This is a genomic window from Pseudomonas sp. B21-036 (assembly GCF_024748925.1).
Lineage (GTDB): Bacteria > Pseudomonadota > Gammaproteobacteria > Pseudomonadales > Pseudomonadaceae > Aquipseudomonas > Aquipseudomonas palmensis.
Window position 1 is genome coordinate 602321 of sequence record NZ_CP087178.1, and the last position, 21856, is coordinate 624176.

The 21856-nt window shown below is 66.9% G+C and carries 17 protein-coding genes; 5 read left to right on the plus strand and 12 right to left on the minus strand.

Features of this window, described 5'->3' with window-relative positions; translation table 11 throughout:
• Nucleotides 1-20: 20 nt before the first annotated feature.
• From prmA to LOY33_RS02760, 5 genes are all read right to left on the minus strand, one after another.
• Nucleotides 21-899: a 50S ribosomal protein L11 methyltransferase gene (gene prmA, locus LOY33_RS02740; RefSeq protein WP_043860469.1), complete on the minus strand. Its 879-nt coding sequence runs from the start codon at nt 897-899 to the stop codon at nt 21-23.
• A gap of 168 nt (nt 900-1067) precedes the next feature.
• Nucleotides 1068-2174, minus strand: coding sequence for an acetoin dehydrogenase dihydrolipoyllysine-residue acetyltransferase subunit (locus tag LOY33_RS02745; RefSeq protein WP_054916142.1), 1107 nt, complete (start codon nt 2172-2174; stop codon nt 1068-1070).
• Nucleotides 2171-3190, minus strand: a complete 1020-nt coding sequence (locus tag LOY33_RS02750; RefSeq protein ID WP_088514167.1) for an alpha-ketoacid dehydrogenase subunit beta — start codon at nt 3188-3190, stop codon at nt 2171-2173. The genes LOY33_RS02745 and LOY33_RS02750 overlap by 4 nt, the downstream gene beginning before the upstream one ends.
• A 39-nt stretch (nt 3191-3229) precedes the next feature.
• A complete protein-coding gene (locus tag LOY33_RS02755; protein ID WP_043860466.1) occupies nt 3230-4207 on the minus strand; it encodes a thiamine pyrophosphate-dependent dehydrogenase E1 component subunit alpha in 978 nt (325 codons plus the stop codon).
• A gap of 22 nt (nt 4208-4229) precedes the next feature.
• Complete coding sequence (locus tag LOY33_RS02760; RefSeq protein ID WP_043860465.1) at nt 4230-5288, minus strand: ATP-NAD kinase family protein; 1059 nt, start codon at nt 5286-5288, stop codon at nt 4230-4232.
• 268 nt (nt 5289-5556) lie between these two features.
• On the opposite strand from LOY33_RS02760, the gene LOY33_RS02765 reads away from it, so the two are divergent.
• Entirely contained in the window at nt 5557-7422 is a 1866-nt protein-coding gene (locus tag LOY33_RS02765) for a sigma-54-dependent Fis family transcriptional regulator (protein ID WP_100632887.1), read from the plus strand.
• A 137-nt stretch (nt 7423-7559) separates the two neighbouring features.
• On the opposite strand, the gene accC is transcribed toward LOY33_RS02765, so the two are convergent.
• The 6 genes from accC to LOY33_RS02795 all read right to left on the minus strand — a co-directional run bounded on the left by accC (nt 7560) and on the right by LOY33_RS02795 (nt 15784).
• A complete protein-coding gene (gene accC / locus LOY33_RS02770) occupies nt 7560-8915 on the minus strand; it encodes an acetyl-CoA carboxylase biotin carboxylase subunit (RefSeq protein ID WP_043860463.1) in 1356 nt (451 codons plus the stop codon).
• 17 nt (nt 8916-8932) lie between these two features.
• Nucleotides 8933-9391 (minus strand): acetyl-CoA carboxylase biotin carboxyl carrier protein, encoded by a 459-nt coding sequence (accB, locus tag LOY33_RS02775; RefSeq protein ID WP_043860462.1) that lies wholly within the window; start codon nt 9389-9391, stop codon nt 8933-8935.
• 91 nt (nt 9392-9482) lie between these two features.
• The gene (gene aroQ / locus LOY33_RS02780; RefSeq protein ID WP_043860461.1) at nt 9483-9935 is read right to left on the minus strand and encodes a type II 3-dehydroquinate dehydratase; all 453 of its coding nucleotides are present in this window, start codon (nt 9933-9935) and stop codon (nt 9483-9485) included.
• Nucleotides 9936-10107: 172 nt separating this feature from the next.
• Entirely contained in the window at nt 10108-11877 is a 1770-nt protein-coding gene (locus LOY33_RS02785; RefSeq protein WP_258661245.1) for a protein-disulfide reductase DsbD, read from the minus strand.
• 165 nt (nt 11878-12042) lie between these two features.
• Nucleotides 12043-14004, minus strand: coding sequence for a methyl-accepting chemotaxis protein (locus LOY33_RS02790; protein ID WP_054916139.1), 1962 nt, complete (start codon nt 14002-14004; stop codon nt 12043-12045).
• Nucleotides 14005-14167: 163 nt separating this feature from the next.
• Complete coding sequence (locus LOY33_RS02795; RefSeq protein ID WP_043860458.1) at nt 14168-15784, minus strand: PleD family two-component system response regulator; 1617 nt, start codon at nt 15782-15784, stop codon at nt 14168-14170.
• Nucleotides 15785-16062: 278 nt separating this feature from the next.
• On the opposite strand from LOY33_RS02795, the gene LOY33_RS02800 reads away from it, so the two are divergent.
• From LOY33_RS02800 to speA, 4 genes are all read left to right on the plus strand, one after another.
• Nucleotides 16063-17136, plus strand: a complete 1074-nt coding sequence (locus tag LOY33_RS02800) for a DUF2333 family protein (RefSeq protein WP_043860457.1) — start codon at nt 16063-16065, stop codon at nt 17134-17136.
• Nucleotides 17136-17672, plus strand: a complete 537-nt coding sequence (locus tag LOY33_RS02805; protein WP_258661250.1) for an NUDIX hydrolase — start codon at nt 17136-17138, stop codon at nt 17670-17672. The genes LOY33_RS02800 and LOY33_RS02805 overlap by 1 nt, the downstream gene beginning before the upstream one ends.
• A gap of 194 nt (nt 17673-17866) precedes the next feature.
• Nucleotides 17867-18238 (plus strand): translation initiation factor Sui1, encoded by a 372-nt coding sequence (locus tag LOY33_RS02810; RefSeq protein WP_043860455.1) that lies wholly within the window; start codon nt 17867-17869, stop codon nt 18236-18238.
• A gap of 149 nt (nt 18239-18387) precedes the next feature.
• Nucleotides 18388-20301, plus strand: coding sequence for an arginine decarboxylase (speA, locus tag LOY33_RS02815; protein WP_043860454.1), 1914 nt, complete (start codon nt 18388-18390; stop codon nt 20299-20301).
• A gap of 82 nt (nt 20302-20383) precedes the next feature.
• Here speA and LOY33_RS02820 read toward each other — a convergent pair whose 3' ends face one another.
• Complete coding sequence (locus LOY33_RS02820; protein ID WP_078481555.1) at nt 20384-21724, minus strand: MATE family efflux transporter; 1341 nt, start codon at nt 21722-21724, stop codon at nt 20384-20386.
• Nucleotides 21725-21856: the final 132 nt, after the last annotated feature.

Below are 21856 nucleotides of genomic sequence, written 5' to 3' on the forward strand. Positions count from 1 at the left end.
GAGTTGTAGTCTAGGCGCAGTTAGCGCCGGCGACCACTGATGCGTACCCAGCCATCGCGCACGGCGATCGGGTCCAGGTCGAAGTCCTTGGCGTAGGCGGCGGCCACTTCATCGCCCTGTTCGGCGAGGATGCCCGACAGCGCCAGCAGGCCGCCGGGGCGTACCAGGCCGGACAGCTGCGGGGCCAGCGAGACCAGCGGGCCGGCGAGGATGTTGGCTACCAGCACGTCGGCCTGCATGGCCGGCATGTCCTGGGGCAGGTACAGGTCGAACAGCGCGTCGGCGATGCCGTTGCGCCCGGCATTGTCGCGCGAGGCCTCGATGGCCTGCACGTCGATGTCGGTGCCCACCGCCTTGCGTGCGCCCAGCAGCAGCGCGGCGATGGCGAGGATGCCCGAGCCGCAGCCGAAGTCGAGTACTTCAGTGCCGTTCAGGTCCTGGCCGTCGAGCCATTCCAGGCACAGGGCGGTGGTCGGGTGGGTGCCGGTGCCGAACGCCAGGCCCGGGTCGAGCAGCAGGTTGACGGCGTCCGGCTCGGGGGCGGCGTGCCAGCTGGGCACGATCCACAGGCGCTGGCCGAAGCGCATGGGCTGGAAGTTGTCCATCCAGCTGCGTTCCCAGTCCTGGTCTTCGATCACTTCGGCCTGGTGCTCGGGCAGGGCGGCCCCGGTCAGCAGTTGCAGGTGGGCAAACACTGCCTCGGGTTCGGCGTCGGCTTCGAACAGGGCCAGCAGGTGGGTGTGCGACCACAGCGGGGTGGTGTTGAGGTCCGGTTCGAAGATCGGCTGGTCTTCGGCGTCCATGAAGGTGACGGAGACGGCGCCGACTTCGAGCAGGGCATCTTCGTAGGTTTCGGCTTGTTCCGGGCTGATGGCCAGACGTACTTGCAGCCAGGGCATGGCGGGCACCTTTGGGTAATTCGTGGAGGGCAGCCGCTGGGGGCTGCGCGAAGCGCGCCAGTTTACTTGAGTGCGAGGGGTTTGTATCGGGGGCGCTGCGCGCCCTTCGCCGGCAACGCCGGCTCCTACAGGTTTCGCATGACCCTGCAGGAGCCGGTGAAGCGCTGGTCAGTGCCCGCGCAAAAACGCCAGCAGTCGCGCATTGACCTGCTCGGCCGCTTCCAGCTGCACCATGTGCCCCTGGCCCGGCAGTATCGCCACCTCGGCTGGCAGGCCGTCCACATGGGTGGCCGGGATGATCGCGTCATCGCTGCCCCACAGCACCAGCGTCGGCTGCTGCGCCACCACCGGGCGCAGATCGTGACGTTGCACGCCGTCGCTGGCCAGTGCGTCGGCCAGTTGTCGCAGGGCCTCGTCCACCCCCTCCAGGCGCTTGAACCTGAGCATGTCCTCGAGCATCTGCCGGGTCACCAGCCCGGGGTCGGAGAACAGCTGCGTCATCTGCGGCTTCAGGGCGTTGCGGTTGGCCGCCGCAACGATGCCCTGCAGGTAGCCGCCATTGATCTCGCGCCCCAGCCCGGCGCTGGCGATCAGGCTCAGCGACTGCACCCGCGCAGGTGCCAGCCGCGCCAGGTTCAAGGCCACCGCACCACCCATGGAGTGCCCGGCCAGGTGCACGCGCCCCAGGTCCAGGTGATCGAGCAGGGCCAGCACGCTCTGGCTCAGCTCATCCAGGTCGCCGCGTTGCAGGTGCTTGCCCGACTCGCCATGCCCGGGCAGGTCGAGGGCGATCACCCGGCGCTCGGCGGCCAGCGCCGGGTGGTTGAACATCCAGTTGTTAAGGTCGCCGCAGAAGCCGTGGATCAACACCAGCGGCGTACCGCCTTCGCCGAGGTCGAAGTAGCGCACCCGGTGCCCGTCCAGCTCGACTTTCTGCGGCGCCGGGCCGCTGTCCTGCTCGGCGCCGTCACCAGGCACGAAATCGGCCTGAAAGCGCTGCACCACCGCATCGATCTGCGCGTCGCTGGCCTCGCCCTCGACCACCACGGCCAGCAGCGCCCCCACTGCCAGGGTCTCGTCGGGCCTGGCGATCTGACGGCGCAGCACGCCGCTGAACGGGGCCTCGACGCTGCTGGAGATCTTGTCGGTCTCCACGTCCAGCACCTCGTCGCCCTTGCTGATGTGCTCGCCTTCCTGCTTGAGCCAGGTGTCGATGCGCCCCTCGGTCATCGACAGGCCCCACTTGGGCATGGTCAGGGTATGGATCTGGCTCATGCCGCGTTCCTCCCTTTCATCACTGTGTGCACGGCAGCCTCGATCTTGGCGGCGGTGGGGATGTAGAGGTCTTCCAGCGCGTCGGAGAACGGCACCGGGGTGTGTGGCGCAGTGACCATCTCGATCGGGCCCTTGAGTGCGCCGAAGGCTTTCTGCGCCACCAGCGCACTGATGTCGGTGGCCATCGAGCAGCGCGGGTTGGCTTCGTCGATCACCACCAGGCGGCCGGTCTTTTCCACGCTTTCGAGAATGCTGTCTTCATCCATCGGGCTGGTGGTGCGCAGGTCGAGCACCTCGCAGTCGATGCCCTGGCGCGCCAGGTTGGCCGCCGCCTCCATGGCCAGGTGGACCATGCGCCCGTAGGTCACCAGGGTGATGTCGTCGCCGTCACGCAAGAAGTTGGCCTCGCCGAACGGCACGGTGTAGACCTCTTCCGGCACTTCGCCCTGCAGGCTGTAGAGCAGCTTGTGCTCGCAGAAGATCACCGGGTCGTTGTCGCGGATCGCCTGGATCAGCAGGCCCTTGGCGTCATACGGCGACGACGGGCACACCACCTTCAGGCCCGGGATGTGGGTCCACAGCGAGGTGAGCATCTGCGAGTGCTGGGCGGCGGCGCGCAGGCCGGCGCCGACCATGGTGCGCATCACCAGCGGGGTGACCGCCTTGCCGCCGTACATGTAGCGAAACTTGGCTGCCTGGTTGAGGATCTGGTCCAGGCAGCAGCCGGCAAAGTCGACGAACATCAGTTCGCACACCGGGCGCAGGCCCTGGGTGGCGGCGCCGACCGCTGCGCCCACATAGCCGATTTCCGATAGCGGCGCGTCCAGTACGCGGCCGGGGAACTGCCCGTAAAGGCCCTTGGTGACGCCGAGCACACCGCCCCAGGCGTCATTCTCGCCCGGTGCACCGGCACCGCCGGCGACGTCCTCGCCAATGATGAACACCGTGGGGTCGCGGCGCATTTCCTGGGCCAGGGCTTCGTTGATGGCCTGCTGGTAGCTGATTTTTCTCGCCATGATGATTCTCCGATTGTTCTTGTTGTAAGGGCAGCGTGCTCAGGGGTAGGCGACGTACACGTCGCTGAGCAGGTCGGCAGGCTGGGGCTTGGGGTCGGACTTGGCGCGGCGCACGGCGTCTTCGATCAGGTCCTCGACCTGGGCATCCACCAGGTCCAGCTGGGCGTCGCCGAGCAGCCCGGCGCGGGTGGTGCGCTGGCGGAACTGCATCAGGCAGTCGCGGGTTTCGCGCAGGTTCTTCACCTCGTCCGGGGCGCGGTAGGTTTGCGCGTCGCCTTCGAAGTGGCCGTAGTAGCGGGTCAGCTTGACCTCCACCAGCGACGGGCCCTGGCCACTGCGGGCACGCTCGATGGCGGCGCCGGCCGCCTCGTGCACGGCAAAGAAGTCGTAGCCGTCGATGGTCACACCGGGCATGCCGAAGCCGGCGGCGCGGTCGGCGATGTGGTCGCACGCCACCGACCAGTTGGAGGCGGTGGCCTCGGCGTAGCCGTTGTTCTCGGCCACGAAGATGCACGGCAGGTTCATGATGGCGGCCAGGTTCATGGCCTCGAACACCGCACCCTCGTTGGAGCCGCCGTCGCCGAAGAACACCACGGCCACGTCATCGGTGCCCTTGAGCTTGGCCGCCAGGGCAGCGCCGGCCACCAGGGGCGCGCCGGCGCCGACGATGCCGTTGGCGCCGAGCATGCCCTTTTCCAGGTCGGCGATATGCATCGAGCCGCCCTTGCCGCCGCACACGCCGGTCTTCTTGCCGTAGATCTCGGCCATCATGCCGTGCACGTCCACGCCCTTGGCGATGCAGTGGCCATGGCCGCGGTGGTTGGAGGCGATGCAGTCGCTGTCGCGCAGGTGCGCCATGACCCCGGCGGCCGACGCCTCTTCGCCGGCATACAGGTGCACGAAGCCTGGGATCTCGCCGGTGGCGAACTCGATGTGCAGGCGCTCTTCGAAGGCGCGGATGGTGCGCATGACCCGGTAGGCATGCAGGAGTTGCTCGGTGTTCAGGTGAGTGGACATCTTGTTGTTCTCCAGGGTTGTCTCAGCACTGAGGGTGCGCAGGGTGTTGCGGGTGTTCGCGGCCTACCGCCAGCAGGCGATGGCGGGCGGCGAAGGCCAGTACGGCCTCCACGTCGATGCTCAGGGGGCCGTGGGCGTCGAGGGTGACGGTGGGGCGGTCGTGCTCGCTGAACTCGATCTCGCGCTCGCCGTCCAGCGCCAGGGTGCCGCTGGACAGGCTCAGGGAGTAGGCGACGCCCGGTGCCAGCGGGCCGGCGGCGGTGATGCCGCAGCCTTGCACCAGGCCAGGGGCCAGCGGCGCCAGCAGCGCCTGTTCGGCCTGGCCGTTAAGACGTACCCAGGCGCCTTCGGCGGCGTGGCGCGACACCGGGCACCACAGCCCGCACAGCGCCGAGAGGCCGATGGCATGGGGTTCGGCGAAGGTGGCGAAGACTTCGGCAAGGTCTTCGGCGCGGCTCAGGGCGCGGGCGCCGATGAAGCGCTGCGGCGACACCGCGACTTCCACCAGCGCCCATTCGCACAGCTCCCGCGCCGGGTCGCGCACCAGCAGGCGCTTGTTGCGGCGCAGGCCCACCTGGGCCGGGATGCGCCCGGCGGCGAACAGCCCGCCGGCCAGCCCGGCGCTGGTGGCCTCGCGCAATTCGGGGAAGGCGTTGTTGGTACCGGTGGAAAGGGTCAGCAGCGGAATGTCGCCGACCTCGGCGGCCACCGCCTTATGGGTGCCGTCGCCGCCGAGCACGGCGATCAGTGCGACCCCGCGGGCGAGCATCTGGCGCGCGGCCAGGCGGGTGTCCTCCACGGTCTGGCGCAGCGGCATGTCGAGGATGTCCAGTTGCGGCCAGCGCTGGCCGGCGGCCTGCGGGCCGTTGCTGGCCTTGAGCACGGCGGCGGCGATGCCGGTCATGTCCGGCGGCAGCAGCACGCGCCGGATGCCGGTGGCGGCGAAGGCGGCCAGCAGGCGTTGCACGGCCGAGGCCTTGTCGGTGCTGGAGTACAGGCCGGCGCTGGCGGTAAGCCTGCGCAGGTCGCGGCCCGAGGCCGGGTTGACGATGATGCCCACGGTGGGGGCGGGATGGCTCATGGCGCACCTCTGGTTCTTGTGTACCAGGGCTGGAGCAAGGGTGGTGCCAGGTTGGGTGAAAGGCTTGACCCAGAGCCTTTGTGCAGCATTGCAGGGGCGTACTCGCGGGGTGTCGGCAAGACGCTGCGTTGCAGTGCGGGCAGCGCAGCGGCGAGACACCGAGACGCTGCGTCTCACGGCGCCGCTTGCCCAGGCGGTGCTTGTCGGGGCCTGGCAAACGGCGCTTAATGGGCCGCATAACGACAAGAACACGAGAACCGGAGGCCCCATGCTTGCCGCGAACTCCAGAGCCCACGTCGACTGTGTCAGCCGTGTGCTCAAGAATGCCGACCGCCAGCCCCAGGCGCCGGTACCGCCGTTGATCCTCGATTCCTGGCGCCGCTCGATGGAGCAGCACCGCCTCGACCCTTCCTCGCAGCAAGGGCCGCGCATCCTGTCGCAAACCCTGCTCAACGAATGCCGCGAACGCGCCGAGCTGTTCATGCGCATTGCCAGCGATGCGGTGGCGCGCCTGCACGAGCGGGTGCGCGGGGCCGACTACTGCGTGCTGCTGACCGACGCGCAGGGTCGCACCATCGACTACCGCGTCGACGCCGCGCTGCGCAACGACTGCCGCAAGGCCGGCCTGTACCTGGGCACCTGCTGGTCGGAAGGCGAGGAGGGCACCTGCGGAGTGGCGGCGGTACTGACCAGCCAGGTGCCGGTCACGGTGCACAAGCGCGATCACTTTCGCGCCGCGTTCATCGGCCTGACCTGCTCGGCGGCGCCGGTGTTCGACCCGCAGGGCAAGCTGCTGGGGGTGGTCGACGTGTCGGCACTGCAGTCGCCGGACGACCGGCGCAGCCAGCACCTGATCCGCCAACTGGTGGTGCAGACCGCGCGGGAGATCGAGAACGCGTTTTTCATGCACAACGCCCAGGCGCATTGGGTGCTGCGGGCGCACAGCGCGCCGGGGTATGTGGACAGCCAGCCGGACTTTCTGCTGGCCTGGGATGCCGACGGACGCCTGCAGGCGCTCAACAGCCTGGCGCGCTCGGCATTGCTCTCGCGCTACGGCGAGCTGCCGGCGCATATCGGCCAGCTGTTCGACCTGGACCAGTTGCGCGCGGTGACCGACGAGTCGGCCCAGCGCCTGAGCTGGAGCGCCGATGGCGATGCGCTGCATGTGCGGGTCAGCTCGCCACAGCGTCCGGCGCGGGTGGTGCCGGTGCCGGGCGGGGTGGATGCACGGGTGGAGGAAAGCCTGCGCCTGGCGGTGCGGGTCAAGAACTGCAACCTGGCGGTGCTGGTGGTGGGCGAGACCGGTGCGGGCAAGGAGGTGTTCGCGCGCCAGCTGCATGAACGCAGCGCGCGGGCCGGCAAGCCGTTCGTGGCGCTCAACTGCGCGGCGATTCCCGAGAGCCTGATCGAGAGCGAGCTGTTCGGCTATGTGGCCGGGGCGTTTACCGGGGCCTCCAGCAAGGGCATGCGCGGGCTGCTGCAGCAGGCCGATGGCGGCACGCTGTTTCTCGACGAGATCGGCGACATGCCGCTGGCCTTGCAGACCCGCCTGCTGCGGGTGCTGGCCGAAGGCGAGGTGGCGCCGCTGGGTGCGGCCAGGCGCGAGCGTGTGGATATCCAGGTGATCTGCGCCACGCACCGCGACCTGGCGGCGCGGGTGGCCGACGGGCGCTTTCGCGAAGACCTGTACTTTCGCCTGGCCAATGCGCGCTTCGAGCTGCCGCCGCTGCGCGAGCGCAGTGACCGGCTGGCCTTGATCAACCGCTTGCTGGCCGAGGAGGCGGCCGGTTGCGGGGTGGACGTGGGCTTGAGCGAGGCAGCGCTGGAGTGCCTGCTGGGGTATCGCTGGCCGGGTAACCTGCGCCAGTTGCGCCAGGTGCTGCGTTACGCCTGCGCGGTGTGCGCCGGTGGCACGCTGCAGTTGCAGGACCTGCCGGCGGATGTGCGCGGGGCGCAGGTGCAGGGCCAGGTGCAGGCCAGCATGAGCCCGCAGCGCCAGGTGCTGCTGGAGGCGCTGGTACGCCATCGCTGGAAACCGGGGGAGGCGGCCAAGGCGCTGGGTATTTCGCGGGCCACCTTGTACCGGCGGGTGCATGCGCATGGCATCGAGATGCCGCGCATGGGGCAGCATTAGGCGGCGCGCCTTCGCCGGCAAGGCCGGCTCCTACAGATTCGACGTTCCCCTGTAGGAGCCGGCCTTGCCGGCGAAGAAGGCAACACAAAAAAAAGACCCCGGCACCAGGCCGGGGTCTTTTTCACATCACACCTGCATCACTCGTCGTTGGCGAGCTTGTGTTCCAGGTAGTGAATGTTCACGCCACCTTTGCAGAAACCTTCATCGCGCACCAGCTCGCGGTGCAGCGGGATGTTGGTCTTGATGCCGTCGACGACGATCTCGTCCAGCGCATTGCGCATGCGCGCCATGGCTTCGTCACGGTCCTTGCCGTAGGTGATCAGCTTGCCGATCAGCGAGTCGTAGTTCGGCGGTACCGCATAGCCACTGTACAGGTGCGAGTCGACGCGAACGCCGTTGCCGCCCGGTGCGTGGAAATGCTTGACGGTACCCGGGCTCGGAATGAACTTCTTCGGGTCTTCGGCGTTGATCCGGCACTCCAGCGAGTGACCGCGAATCACCACGTCATCCTGGGTGAACGACAGCTTGTTGCCAGCGGCGATGCTGAGCATCTCCTTGACGATGTCGATACCGGTGACCATCTCCGAAACCGGGTGCTCCACCTGAACACGGGTGTTCATTTCGATGAAGTAGAACGCGCCGTTCTCGTAGAGGAACTCGAAGGTGCCGGCACCACGGTAGCCGATGTCGATGCACGCCTTGACGCAGCGGGCGAAGACTTCCTGGCGGGCCTTTTCGTCGATACCCGGGGCTGGCGCTTCTTCCAGCACCTTCTGGTGGCGGCGCTGCAGCGAGCAGTCGCGGTCACCCAGGTGCACGGCGTTGCCCTGGCCGTCGGACAGTACCTGGACTTCCACGTGACGCGGGTTGGTCAGGAACTTCTCCAGGTACACCATCGGGTTGCCGAAGGCGGCGCCGGCTTCGCTGCGGGTCAGCTTGGCCGAGGCGATCAGGTCCTCTTCCTTGTGCACCACGCGCATGCCGCGACCACCACCGCCACCGGCGGCCTTGATGATCACCGGGTAGCCGACTTCACGGCCGATGCGCAGGGCTTCTTCCTCGTCTTCCGGCAGCGGGCCGTCGGAACCCGGAACGGTCGGTACGCCGGCCTTGATCATCGCGTCCTTGGCCGACACCTTGTCGCCCATCAGGCGGATGGTGTCGGCCTTGGGACCGATGAAGGCGAAGCCGGAGTTCTCGACCTGCTCGGCGAAATCGGCGTTTTCCGCGAGGAAACCGTAGCCTGGGTGAATGGCGGTGGCGCCGGTCACTTCAGCGGCTGCGATGATCGCCGGGATGTGCAGGTAGGAGTGGGTGGCCGAAGCCGGGCCAATGCATACCGATTCGTCGGCCAGGCCCAGGTGCATCAGCTCGCGGTCGGCGGTGGAGTGCACGGCGACGGTCTTGATGCCCATCTCTTTGCAGGCGCGCAGGATCCGCAGGGCAATTTCCCCGCGGTTGGCGATCAGGACTTTTTCCAACTTGGCTGGCATCGTTGGTTCTCCGCGGTTCAAACGATGGTGAACAGCGGCTGGTCGTACTCAACCGGCTGGCCGTCTTCTACCAGAATGGATTCGATCACACCGCTGGTTTCAGCTTCGATGTGGTTCATCATTTTCATGGCTTCGACGATGCACAGGGTGTCGCCTTTCTTCACGGTCTGGCCGACTTCGACGAAGGCAGGCGAGGTAGGCGAGGCTTTGCGGTAGAAGGTACCGACCATTGGCGAGCGGGCCACGGTGCCGTTGAGCTTCGGCGCGGCTGGCGCTTCGGCGGCAGCCGGGGCAGCGGCGGCCACAGGGGCGGCGGCCGGTGCGGCAGCCATCGGGGCTGGCGCGTAGTACTGCTGGGCCGGGGTCTTGCTGTGGCGGCTGATACGGACGGACTCTTCGCCTTCCTTGATCTCCAGCTCGTCGATGCCAGACTCTTCCAGCAGTTCGATCAGTTTCTTGACTTTACGGATATCCATTAATCATCAACTCCCAAGGGTCGGTCAGGGTCGTATAAACGTGAATGTTAACGTTCGTACACGGCCCGGCCTGCGGCCAGGCTTCGGTTATTCAGGGTTTGGCGTGCGCTGCCAGGTGTTCCAGGGCGGACTCCAGGGCCAGGCGATAGCCGGTGGCGCCCAGGCCGCAGATCACCCCTACGGCGACGTCTGAAAAGTAGGAGTGGTGGCGAAACGGCTCGCGCTTGTGCACGTTGGACAGATGCACTTCGATGAATGGGATGCTCACCGCCAGCAATGCGTCACGTAATGCGACGCTTGTGTGCGTGAAAGCCGCCGGATTGATCAGGATGAAGTCCACCCCTTCGTTGCGTGCGGCGTGGATGCGATCGATCAGTTCGTACTCGGCATTGCTTTGCAGGTATTGCAGATGGTGGCCGGCGGCGCGTGCACGCTGCTCCAGGTCCTGGTTGATCTGGGCCAGGGTCACGGCCCCGTAGACGCCCGGTTCGCGGGTGCCTAGCAGGTTCAGGTTGGGGCCATGCAGCACCAGTAGCGTTGCCATCTGCGGTTCCTTTTATTGTCGGGCAAAAACGTAGCGCGGCGACTATGCCGCAAACTGCCGAGCACTGTCCAGTTACCTGCAATAGCCAGCACGATGACCGAGATTCGCGCGAAATTTATGACTATCTTGCCAATTTCGGTCATCCGTGGCGCTTTTCAAGCGGCCCCAGCAGTTATAGACCCACTTCGCTGCGAATGCGCGCCAGGTGTTCGGCAAATTCGCCGGCTTTTACCTCGCCTATCACCCTGCTGTCGGTTTTTTCGCTGCCGTTCGCGGCAAACACCAGGAAGCCCGGCGGGCCGAACAGCTGGTAGCGGTCCAGCAGCGCGCGTTGCTCGGCGTTGCTTTGGGTGATGTCGAACCGTACCAGGCGGTAGCCCTGCAGTTGCGCCTGCACGGCCGGATTGCCGAGCACGTCATGCTCGATCACCTTGCAACTGATGCACCAGTCGGCGTACCAGTCCAGCAGCAGCGGTTGCCCGGCCGCCCTGGCTTCGGCCAGCAGGCCATCCAGGGCGGCGGGGGTGTTCACCGTCTGCCAGGCGCTGACCGGTGCGGCCGAGGGGGTGCTGGCGGGGGCGGGGAGTGGCCGCAGCGGGTCGGCCTGGCCACTGAAGGCGCCGTACCAGCAGGCCAGCGCGTAGGCCAGCAGCAACAGGCCGAGCAGCTGCGCCAGGCGCTGGCCGGTGGTCTTCACGCCGAATTCCAGGGCGCCGAGGAACAGCGCCACGCCGGCTGCCAGCAGACCGATCAGCAGCAGGGTGAGCGGGCCGGGCAGCACGCGGCTGAGCAGGCCGATGGCCAGGCCCAGCAGCAGCACGCCGATGGCGTTCTTCACCGTGACCAGCCACGGCCCGCTTTTGGGCAGCCAGGCCGCACCGCCGGTGGCCACCAGCAGCAGCGGCGCGCCCATGCCCAGGCCCAGCGCGAAGAGTTTCAGCGCCCCGCCGATCGCATCGCCGCTGGCGCTTATATAAAGCAGCGCACCGGCCAGTGGCGCCGACACGCAGGGCGAGACCAGCAGGCTGGAAACCACCCCGAGTACGGCGGCGCCCAGCAGCGAGCCGCCCTTGGTCTGCCCGGCCACGCGGTCCAGGCGGCTGCTGATGAACTGCGGCAGCTTCAATTCGAACAGGCCGAACATGGCCAGGGCGAATACCACGAAGAATGCCGCGAAGGGCACCAGCACCCAGGCCGATTGCAGGCGTGCCTGCAAATTGAGCTGGGCACCGAACAGGCCCATCAGCGCGCCGAGCAGGGCGAAGCAGGCGGCCATCGGCAGCACGTAGGCCAGCGACAGGGCCAGGCCGCGACCGCCGCCGACCTGGCCACGCAGCACCACCCCGGAAAGGATCGGCAGCATCGGCAGCACGCAAGGGGTGAAAGTCAGGCCGACGCCGGCAAGAAAGAACAGCAGCATTTCCTTCCAGCTCCAGGCATTGCTGCTGGCCGGCGCGGCGGCGGTGGACGGGGCGCCGACGCCGTCGATGCTCAGGCGCTCGGTTTCCGGCGGGTAGCACAGGCCCTTGTCGGCGCAGCCCTGATAGCTCACCACCAGGGTGAAGGGGCGCTGGTCGGCAGTGCGTGGCAGGTCGATGTCGAGGATGCCGTGGTACACCTCGACGTCGCCGAAGTACTCGTCGTGCTTGGCCTCGCCGGCAGGTAGCTGCGCGGTGCCCAGGGCGATGTCGGCAGGTTCGGTACGGAACTGGAAGCGGTGACGATAGAGGTAGTAGCCCTCGGTGGTGACGAAGCGCAGCTTGATGGCCTGGGCGTCGCCCTGGATCAGGTTGAGCTTGAAGGCTTCGCGCACGGGCAGGAAGTCGGCGCTGTTGTTCAGGCCCGGTGCGCCGAGGGTGGCGCTGGGGCGGTTGTCGAGCAGCCCGGCGCCCATGGCGGGCAGGGCCAGGACCAGAAGCAGGAGGCAAAGCAGGCGACGCATGAGCGGTCTCGCTGGGGGGAACGTGGGGGCAATGATAACGGAGTTTGAGCAGGAGCAATCGAGTTGAACCCATCGCGGGTCAAGCCCGCTCCCACAGACAATGCATCTGGCTCAATCAGGATGCATACCTGTGGGAGCGGGCTTGACCCGCGAGAGTCCCCTGGATCAGACCCGGAACGCCTGCACGGCGGTGTTCAGCTCCCCGCCCAGGCGCAGCAGATGCTCACCCTGCTCGCGCCCCTCGCCAATGCGCTCCAGGTTGTCCGCGCCCAGTTCGTGGATCCGTTCGCTATGGTCGCGAATCTCGCTCACCGCACCGCTCTGCTGCGCGGTCACGTCAGCGATGCGTACGGCGGTCTGCGCAATGGTCTGGATCGCCGCGACAATCTCGTCCAGCGCTCCATCGGCAGACTGCGCCTGCTGGGCAGTGGCCTCGGCGTGCTCCAGCTGCGCGCGCATGCCTTCCACCGATTCGCGTGCCGCCTGCTGCAGGCGCGCGATCAGGGTCTGGATCTCGCCGGTGGCTCCGGTGGTGCGCTGGGCCAGCGAACGCACCTCCTCGGCCACCACGGCAAAGCCGCGGCCCATCTCTCCGGCCCTTGCCGCCTCGATGGCCGCATTCAGGGCCAGCAGGTTGGTCTGTTCGGCAATCGAGCGGATCACCGTGAGCACGCCGCCAATGGTCGCCGACTCCTGGGCCAGGCCCTCGATCATCTGTGCATTGCCCTGCACCTCGTCCACCAGCAGGCGCAGCCCGCTCAGGCTCTGGCCGATCACCGCCTGGCCCTGTTCCACCGCCAGCCCCGCGTGGCGGCTGGCGTCGGCGGCCTGGCTGGCATCGCCGGCCACCTGGGTGATGGTGGCCTCCAGTTCGCCCAGCGCGTCGCGGATCTGCGCGGTGTCGCCGGCCTGGCGCTCGGCGCCGTCGTGCAGCGCGCTGCTCATGCCGGCCAGGGCGTGGCTGCTGCCGGCCACCTGCTCGGCGTTGCTGCGGATGGTGCCCACCAGGTCCACCAGGTAGGCACGCAGGCGGTTGAGCGAATCCTGGATGTCGTGCATTTCGCGGTTGCTGCGCCCCAGCGCAATGGCCTGGCTGAAGTCGCCGCCGGCCCACTGCGAGAGCGCCGGCGCCAGGTTGCCCAGCACCCGCGCCAGGCGCCGCTGCAAGGTGTCGATGAGCAGGGCGATCAGCAGGATCAACCCGATCATCAGGCCCTGGATCACCCGCACTTCGCCCTGGATCTGCCCATGCTGCGCGCGCACCCCCGGTTCCAGGTCGGCGATGGCCTGCTGCACGGCGGCCATGCGCGCCTGGGTGGTGGTGGCCAGTTCGGTACGGCGCTCGATCTGCGCGCGGGTGCGCTGCAGTTCTGCCGGGTAGCGCGCCAGCAAACTGCCCAGCTCGCGCTTGAGGGCCACGCCGACGTCTTCGGCGCTGGTGGTGGCCTCGCTCTGCAGGCCCATCATCGCGGCGAAGTCGTCGGCGCCGGATTCCACCGCCGCGGTCACGCCCAGCAATGGCAGGGCGTCGAGGGCTTTGGCCTGGGTGATGATCAGTTGCAGTTCGCGCTCCACCTCGTCGGCCAGCTCGCTGCGCCCGCTGCTCACCAGCTTGTCACGCGCCAGCGACAGGCGGCCCAGGTGCAGGCTGGCTTCCAGCAGTGCCGATTGGTAATGCGCCGCCTCGGGGTGGCCGCTGTCGTGGGCGTAGCGGGCGAGCTGTTCGAGGTTGGCGCCCAGTTCGCGTTCGGCCTGCAGCAACAGGGCCTGGGGGTCGCCAGCGAGCTTGCCGGCGGCCAGCAGCTCATTGGCGGTAAATGCCTGCAGGGTGTCGAGGCTGGGGCGCAGTTGCGCGGCCAGCTCATCGGGCAGCTGGGCCAGTTCCTGTTGCAGGTCCTGGGTGCTCTGCAGCGCGGTGGCGTGGCGCAGGGCATCGCCACTGTTCAGGTAGTCCTGGGTGTTGCGGGCCACCTGGTTCTGGAACTGCTGGGACAGCGCCAGGTAACGCTCCATCAACAGGTAGGGCTGTTCCAGGGCGCGTTGCGACCACCACAGGGTCGCCCCCAGGGCCAGGCACACGGTTACCAGCAGCAGGGTGTTCAGATTGGTCAGCAACTTCAGGCGCATGAGCGGGCTCTACCAACGGCGGGATGGCAAGTGCCTGAAGTTATTGCGTTTTTATGACGTGGTTATGACGATGGCAGGGGTGTTGCGAAATAAAGTGGCTATATGGTGGCCCTGTCGCCGGCAACGCCGGCTCCTACAGGGGCCGGGTTGCTGGCGAAAAGGCTCAGGCCTCGACCCGCTGTACGCAGTTGCGCCCCGCACCCTTGGCCAGGTACAGCGCCTCGTCCGCTGCGGTGGCCATGCTCAGCGCATCCAGCCCGTCGCTCAGTTGCACCACCCCGGCACTGAAGGTGCACGACAGGTCACGCGGCTGCGCCGGGTAGTGGATCTCGGCAAAGCGCCGGCGAATCTCGTCCAGCACCTTGTGCGCCGCGTGCAGGTCAGTGTTGGGCATCACGATGGCGAACTCTTCGCCGCCATAACGGCCGATGAAGTCGGTCTTGCGCAGGCGCTGCTTGAGAAACAGCGCCAGGCTCTTGATCACCCGGTCGCCCATGGGGTGGCCGTGGCTGTCGTTGACCTTCTTGAAGTGGTCGATGTCGAGCATGGCAAAGCTCAGCGGGCGGTCTTCGCGCCGCGCCCGGAAGCTGCAGTCTTCGAGCAGTTGCAGGATGTGCGTGTGGTTGTACAGCCCGGTGAGGCTGTCGCGCACCATGCGCGCCTTGAGGTTGCGCGCCCTGGCCGCACGGTTGCGCACGGTGGTGATCAGGTGGCGCGAACGGATCGGCTTGGTGAGGAAGTCGTCGCCACCCTCGCTCATGGCATCGAGCTGCTTGTCCAGGTCGTCCTCGGCCGACAGGTAGATGATCGGCACGCTCACATAGCGGTCGTTGTGGCGGATCACCTTGGCCAGCTCGGTGCCGGTGCAGGCGGGCATGTACATGTCGAGGATGATCAGGTCGGGCTGAAAGTCGGCCAGCTCGGCCATGGTCTGGATCGGATCGGTGAGGGTGCGGGTGACGATGCCGGCATTGTTGAGCAGGCGCTCGGTGTGCAGTGCCTGGGCCCGCGAGTCGTCGATCACCAGCACCTTGAACGGTTCGTACTGGGTCACGCTGGTGAGCAGCTCGACCTTTTCCAGCAGGCTGGAGGCCTCCAGGGTACCGGTGAGAAATTCCTGGCCGCCGGCGCGTACCGCGGCAAGCCGGGTGGGGGTATCGGTTTCGTGCAGGCTGAAGAACAGCAGCGGCACGCGCTGCTCCAGGCCCTGCTGGGCCTGGGCAGCCAGCTGCAGGCCCTGGCCCTGGCCGCCGAAGTCGACATCCATGACGATCGCCGCCGGCAGGCGCTCGGCCATCGAGGCCTGGAACGCCTCGGGGCTGTACAGCGGTTCGACCCCCAGGCCGAAGAACTCCAGCTGCTTGGCCAGGCGCTCGGCGCGCTCGTGGTCCTGCAGCATCACGTAGATGGGCTTGCGCAGCGGCGGCAGCGGGGTGCGCTCGAGCTGGTCGCCCTGGCGCAGGCCGGTACGCGACAGGCGCTGCATCAGGCGGTTGAGTTCGTTGATCAGGCTGCTGCTCAGGCGCGCGCTGTTGGCCTCCACCGCCGCCAGGGTCTGGCCGATGGCATCGGCCAGCAGGCTGTGCTCGGGCTGCTCGAAGCGTTCGGCGTAGCGCTGCAGGCGCAGGTTGGCCTCGCCCAGCTCGCTCAGGTCGCAGCTGGTCCACTCGCTGCGCTGCAGGCGCTGCCAGATCTCGAGAATTTGCCGGGCCTGGTGAATGACCCGCTGGGCAAAGTGTTGCTTGAGGCGCGCACGATTCGGGTCTTCTGGCTCGGTCATGTCCTGACTACTTGTAAGGGGTGAGGCAATTCGAGTGATGGCTCTATGCTAGCACCACTTTTCCGGCAATCGAGTGTGCTGCATCAATTAACTGGGGTGGCGCTAAATTCCTTTCCTGACCCGTTAGTCACTTATGCGAAGCGGCGCGCTTGATTTATAGTGCAGGCTTGGCTGGCGCCCCGGCCGCGCACGCTGGCACACAATGCTGGCCGGCGTGGGCACGAAGCGGGGGCCGCGCGGTCGAACCCTGGACACGACCTGACAGAAAGGACAACGCCATGCTGGACTGGAAAAACCGTACAGGCAAAGCCGAGGCACGCGAGCGGGTGGACGCCCGTGGCTCGGGCACCCGCAGCTACTTCGGCGGGCTGTTGTTCAGCCGGGCGCTGGGCACCCTGATCGGTCTGTACCTGCTGGTGACCATCGCCCTGGGCTGGTACTGGAGCCAGGAGCCCGACCTGTTCCCGGTGCAGCAGAACGCCCAGGCCGCCGCCGAGCGCAATGGCCAGCAGATGGTCGTCGGCTACACCACCGTCGAAACCCTCAAGACCGTGGTTGCCACCCTGCTCGACAAGCCAGGCGGCTACATCTCCAACGACCGCTTCCCGCCGGGCCTGTGGATGGACAACATGCCCAGCTGGGAATATGGCGTGCTGGTGCAGGTACGTGACCTCAGCCGTGCCCTGCGCAAGGACTTCGCCCGTTCGCAGTCGCAGTCGGCCGAAGACGCCGACCTTGCCAAGGCCGAGCCGCGCTTCAACTTCGACAACAAGAGCTGGATCCTGCCGTCGAGCGAGTCGGAGTACCAGGAAGGCATCAATTCGCTGAACCGCTACCAGAAGCGCCTGGCTTCGCCAGACCAGCAGGGCGCGCTGTTCTACACCCGTGCCGACAACCTCAACAACTGGCTGGGCGATGTGGCCACGCGCCTGGGCTCGCTGTCCCAGCGCCTGTCGGCCAGCGTGGGCCGGGTCAAGCTCAACACCACCCTCAAGACCGAATCGGTGGTGCCGGGCCAGGTGCCGCAGCTGGACGAGGAAGTGGTCGAGACGCCGTGGCTGCAGATCGACAACGTGTTCTATGAAGCCCGTGGCCAGGCCTGGGCGCTGTCGCACCTGCTGCGCGCCATCGAGGTCGACTTCGCCGACGTGCTGGCCAAGAAGAACGCCACCGTCAGCGTGCGCCAGATCATCCGTGAGCTGGAAGCCTCGCAGGAGCCGCTGTGGAGCCCGATGGTACTCAACGGCAGCGGCTTCGGCATGTGGGCCAACCACTCGCTGGTGATGGCCAACTACATTTCCCGCGCCAACGCCGCAGTGATCGACCTGCGCCAGCTGCTGTCCCAGGGCTGATGCTGTTCAGCCAGAGCGAGGCGGCGCACCGCGCCGCCTCGGATGCCGAGCGCATCGCCTGGGTCGACGAGCAGGACAACCTGCTCGGCGCCAAGCCGCGGGCCGAGCTGCGCGAGCAGGGGCTGATCGGGCGGGGTACCTACATCCTGCTGTTCAACAGTGCCGGCGAGCTGTGCGTGCACCAGCGTACCCTGAGCAAGGCGATCTACCCCGGCTACTGGGATGTGGCCGCCGGCGGCATGGTCGACGAGCACGAAAGCTACGAGCGCTGCGCCGCGCGCGAGCTGGCCGAGGAGCTGGGGGTGAGCGGCGTGTCGCTGAGCTTCCACGAGCGCTTCTTCTTCGACCAGCCTGGCAACCGGCTCTGGTGCGCGGTGTTCTCGGCGGTCTGGGACGGGCCTTTGCGCCTGCAGCCCGAGGAGGTCAGCCAGGCCCGCTTCATGCCCTTGCAGGCAGCCCTGGACGACAGCCTGAGCACCCCCTACTGCCCCGACTCGCTGGCGGCGCTGAACCGTTTCGTGGCGCAGCGCGGCTGACGTCGCGAAAGCCAAGCAAAATGGCGCAGTTTTGCACTTAGCATTCGGCGCAATTGTGGTTACACTGCGCGGCCTTTTCACCCTGCCACGGCTTGCCGCGGCAGGTGCGCTGCCCCTGCCAGAGTGGGGCTTCGCGGTCGGTACCTCGCCCCGGGGCATCGACCAGTTTTTGTCCTCAACGCAGAGGATCAAAAGTGGCCAAGAAAGCCGCATCATTCGCCGCCCTCGGTGGCCTGGTGTTCTCCACCGATGCAGGCCGGCATTGCCCGGACTGCAGCAAACCCGTCGATGCCTGCATCTGCAAGCAGACACTCATCCCCGAAGGCGACGGCATTGCCCGTGTGCGTCGTGAAAGCAAAGGCCGTGGCGGCAAGACGGTGACCACCATCAGTGGCGTACCGCTCCCCCTGGATCAACTCAAGGAACTGGCCACCACGCTCAAGCGGCGTTGTGGTACGGGCGGCGCGTTGAAAGACGGCGTCATCGAGATCCAGGGCGACCACGTCGAGTTGTTGCTGGCCGAGCTGATCAAGCAAGGCTTCAAGGCGAAAAAGTCCGGCGGCTGATGGCCGCTGCGAGGTTTTTCCTGCAGCACTTCTAAACTCGTTCCCTGGGCAGGGGTCTATGCCTGAACAGGGAGAATCGTCATCTTCATTTTCTACACTGGCCAGCACGCCCTGGCCGGTGTTCACGACTTTCTTTATAGGGGACTTCGATGTCCGTACGACGCACACGCAAAGACGATGGCAGCCAATGGACCGTGGCCGACAGCCGCAGTGTTTACGGCATTCGCCATTGGGGCGCGGGTTACTTCGCGATCAACGAGGCCGGGCGCGTCGAAGTACGCCCCAACGGGCCGGACAGTGCGCCGATCGACCTGTACGAGCAGGTCGACGAGCTGCGCCAGAGCGGCCTGTCGCTGCCGCTGCTGGTACGTTTCCCCGACATCCTGCAACACCGCGTGCGCCAGCTGACCGGCGCATTCGACGCCAACATCGCGCGCCTGGAGTACCAGAGCCAGTACACCGCGCTGTACCCGATCAAGGTCAACCAGCAGGAAGCGGTGGTGGAGAACATCATCGCCACGCAGAACGTGTCCATCGGCCTTGAGGCCGGTTCCAAGCCCGAGCTGCTGGCGGTGCTGGCGCTGGCGCCCAAGGGCGGCACCATCGTCTGCAACGGCTACAAGGACCGCGAGTTCATCCGCCTGGCGCTGATGGGGCAGAAACTGGGTCACAACGTGTTCATCGTGATCGAGAAAGAATCCGAAGTGGCACTGGTGATCGAGGAAGCCGCCGACCTCAAGGTCAAGCCGCAGGTCGGCCTGCGCGTGCGCCTGTCGTCGCTGGCTTCGAGCAAGTGGGCCGATACCGGCGGCGAGAAGTCCAAGTTCGGCCTGTCGGCTGCGCAGCTGATTTCGGTAGTGCAGCGCTTTCGCGATGCCGGCCTGGACCAGGGCATTCGCCTGCTGCACTTTCACATGGGCTCGCAGATCGCCAACCTGGCGGACTACCAGCACGGCTTCAAGGAAGCCATCCGCTACTACGGCGAGCTGCGTGCGCTGGGCCTGCCAGTGGACCACATCGACGTGGGCGGCGGCCTGGGCGTGGACTACGACGGCACCCACTCGCGCAATGCCAGCTCGATCAACTACGACATGGACGACTACGCCGGCGTGGTGGTGGGCATGCTCAAGGAGTTCTGCGACGCGCAGGGCCTGCCGCACCCGCACATCTTCTCCGAGAGCGGCCGCGCGCTGACCGCGCACCACGCGATGCTGGTGGTGCAGGTAACCGACGTCGAGAAGCACAACGACGAAGTACCCGAGATCGAGGACAAGCAGAGCCTGCCCGAAACCGTGCAGTGGCTGGCCGACCTGCTGGGCCCGACCGACATCGAGATGGTCACCGAGACCTACTGGCGTGCCACCCACTACATGAGCGACGTGGCCGCGCAATACGCCGACGGCAAGATCACCCTCGCGCAGAAGGCCCTGGCCGAGCAGTGCTACTTTGCCGTGTGCCGCCGGTTGCACAACTCGCTCAAGGCGCGCCAGCGCTCGCACCGCCAGGTGCTGGACGAGCTCAACGACAAGCTGGCCGACAAGTACATCTGCAACTTCTCGGTGTTCCAGAGCCTGCCCGACACCTGGGCCATCGGCCAGGTGTTGCCGATCCTGCCGCTGCATCGCCTGGGCGAAGAGCCGCTGCGCCGTGCGGTGCTGCAGGACCTGACCTGCGACTCGGACGGCAAGATCAACCAGTACGTCGACGAGCAGAGCATCGAGACCAGCCTGCCGGTACACGCCATCAACGAGGGCGAGGACTACCTGCTGGGGATCTTCCTGGTGGGCGCGTACCAGGAAATCCTCGGGGACATGCACAACCTGTTCGGTGACACCGACTCGGTGAACATCTACCAGAACCCCAACGGCAGCGTGTACCACGCCGGCATCGAGACCCACGACACCATCGAGGACATGCTGCGCTACGTGCACCTGTCGCCCGAAGAGCTGATGACCCACTACCGCGACAAATGCGCCAGCGCGAAGATCACGGCGCGTGAGCGTACCCAGTTCCTGGATGCCTTGCGTCTTGGGCTGACCCGCTCGTCCTACCTGTCCTCCTGACCGCTTTCGCCGGCAAGGCCGGCTCCTACAGGTTCATGCAATACCCTGTAGGAGCCGGCCTTGCCGGCGAAGAGGCCGTCATTCACGCCACAAACCACCCATCCCTACGCTGCAACCGCCACCCCATCACCCCCAGCGTCACCGCCCGCAGCCCCATGAACAGCAGAAAGCCCAGCCACAGCCCGTGGTTGCCCAGCCCGCTGGCCGCATAGGCGAACGGCAGTGCTATCGCCACGCTCAGCAGCATGCCGTTGCGCATCTCCCGTGCCCTTGTCGCGCCGATGAACAACCCGTCGAGCAGGTAGCTCCACACCGCCACCAGTGGCAGCAGCGCCAGGTATGGCAGGTACTCGAACGCCGTCTCGCGCACGCTGGGGATATCCGTCTGCAACTGGATGAACCAGTGCCCGCCCAGCAGGAACACCCCGGCAAACCCCAGGCTGACGATCAACGACCAGCCACACGCCACCGTCATCGAACGGCGCAATGCGCCGCGGTCCCCGGCGCCGATCGCATGCCCGCACAGTGCCTCCACCGCATGCGCCAGGCCGTCCAGTGCATACGCGGTCAGCAGCAGGCCGTTGAGCAGCAGCGCATTGGCCGCCACCGTCGCCTCGCCCAGGCGCGCACCCTGCACGGTGATCAGGAAGAACACCCCCTGCAACGCCAGGCTGCGAATGAAGATGTCGCGGTTCACGCTCAGCAGCGGGCGCCAGCTCTGCCAGCGCCTGAGCAGCGCCCAGGCCACCTGCCCGGGGTAGGCGCGCAGGGCCGGGCGCGTGAGCGCCAGGCCGAGCAGCGCGGCCGACCATTCGGCGATCACCGACGCCCGCGCCGAGCCCAGCACACCCCAGTCCAGCCCCAGCACGAACCACAGGTTGAGCACGATGTTGAGCAGGTTGGTGGTCAGCAGGATCGCCAGCGGGGCACGGGCGTTCTGCGTACCCAGAAACCACCCCACCAGGGCAAAGCTGGCCAGCGCTGCCGGCAGGCCGAGCAAGCGCGTGTGGAAGAACGCCAGGGTGTTTTCCTGCAGCGCGGCACTCGGTTGCATCAGGCCCAATGCCAGGTGGCTGAAGGGAATCGCCAGTGCCCCCAGCAGCACGGCGAACAGCAACGCCAGCAACAGCCCCTGCACCAGCACCTGGCGCAGCGCGGCGCCGTCGGCGCGTCCGGCCGCCTGGGCGGCAAAGCCGGTGGAGCCCATGCGCAGGAAGCCCATCAGAAACGCCAGGAAGGTATACAGGCTGGCGCCCACCGCCACGGCGCCGAGCTGGTGCGCGTGGGGCAGGTGGCCGATCACGGCGCTGTCCACCAGTGCCACCATGGGCACGGAAATGTTGGAAAGAATCATCGGCGCGGCCAGCGCCCAGACCCTGTGGTGGGTCGGGCGGTCGCGCCAGTCGCTGAGTAGTCGGGACATGCAGGCTCCTTGAGAACCGGCATTGTAGCCGCCCCCGGCACTAAAACTGGTGAACGCTGTCTCACGCCGGGCGCCTCGATCAGCGATGCCCGCGAGCTTGCTATATAGTGCTCGTCTCAGACCCTGCTACCG

Excerpts from the sequence above, each read along its gene's own strand:
- LOY33_RS02745 (WP_054916142.1), bottom strand. The coding sequence starts at position 2,174 with ATGAGCCAGATCCATACCCTGACCATGCCCAAGTGGGGCCTGTCGATG.
- prmA (WP_043860469.1), bottom strand. The coding sequence starts at position 899 with ATGCCCTGGCTGCAAGTACGTCTGGCCATCAGCCCGGAACAAGCCGAA.
- LOY33_RS02760 (WP_043860465.1), bottom strand. The coding sequence starts at position 5,288 with ATGAGCCATCCCGCCCCCACCGTGGGCATCATCGTCAACCCGGCCTCG.
- LOY33_RS02765 (WP_100632887.1), top strand. The coding sequence starts at position 5,557 with ATGCTTGCCGCGAACTCCAGAGCCCACGTCGACTGTGTCAGCCGTGTG.
- LOY33_RS02785 (WP_258661245.1), bottom strand. The coding sequence starts at position 11,877 with ATGCGTCGCCTGCTTTGCCTCCTGCTTCTGGTCCTGGCCCTGCCCGCC.
- speA (WP_043860454.1), top strand. The coding sequence starts at position 18,388 with ATGTCCGTACGACGCACACGCAAAGACGATGGCAGCCAATGGACCGTG.
- LOY33_RS02800 (WP_043860457.1), top strand. The coding sequence starts at position 16,063 with ATGCTGGACTGGAAAAACCGTACAGGCAAAGCCGAGGCACGCGAGCGG.
- accC (WP_043860463.1), bottom strand. The coding sequence starts at position 8,915 with ATGCCAGCCAAGTTGGAAAAAGTCCTGATCGCCAACCGCGGGGAAATT.
- LOY33_RS02750 (WP_088514167.1), bottom strand. The coding sequence starts at position 3,190 with ATGGCGAGAAAAATCAGCTACCAGCAGGCCATCAACGAAGCCCTGGCC.
- LOY33_RS02820 (WP_078481555.1), bottom strand. The coding sequence starts at position 21,724 with ATGTCCCGACTACTCAGCGACTGGCGCGACCGCCCGACCCACCACAGG.
- LOY33_RS02755 (WP_043860466.1), bottom strand. The coding sequence starts at position 4,207 with ATGTCCACTCACCTGAACACCGAGCAACTCCTGCATGCCTACCGGGTC.
- LOY33_RS02790 (WP_054916139.1), bottom strand. The coding sequence starts at position 14,004 with ATGCGCCTGAAGTTGCTGACCAATCTGAACACCCTGCTGCTGGTAACC.
- LOY33_RS02795 (WP_043860458.1), bottom strand. The coding sequence starts at position 15,784 with ATGACCGAGCCAGAAGACCCGAATCGTGCGCGCCTCAAGCAACACTTT.
- LOY33_RS02805 (WP_258661250.1), top strand. The coding sequence starts at position 17,136 with ATGCTGTTCAGCCAGAGCGAGGCGGCGCACCGCGCCGCCTCGGATGCC.
- accB (WP_043860462.1), bottom strand. The coding sequence starts at position 9,391 with ATGGATATCCGTAAAGTCAAGAAACTGATCGAACTGCTGGAAGAGTCT.
- aroQ (WP_043860461.1), bottom strand. The coding sequence starts at position 9,935 with ATGGCAACGCTACTGGTGCTGCATGGCCCCAACCTGAACCTGCTAGGC.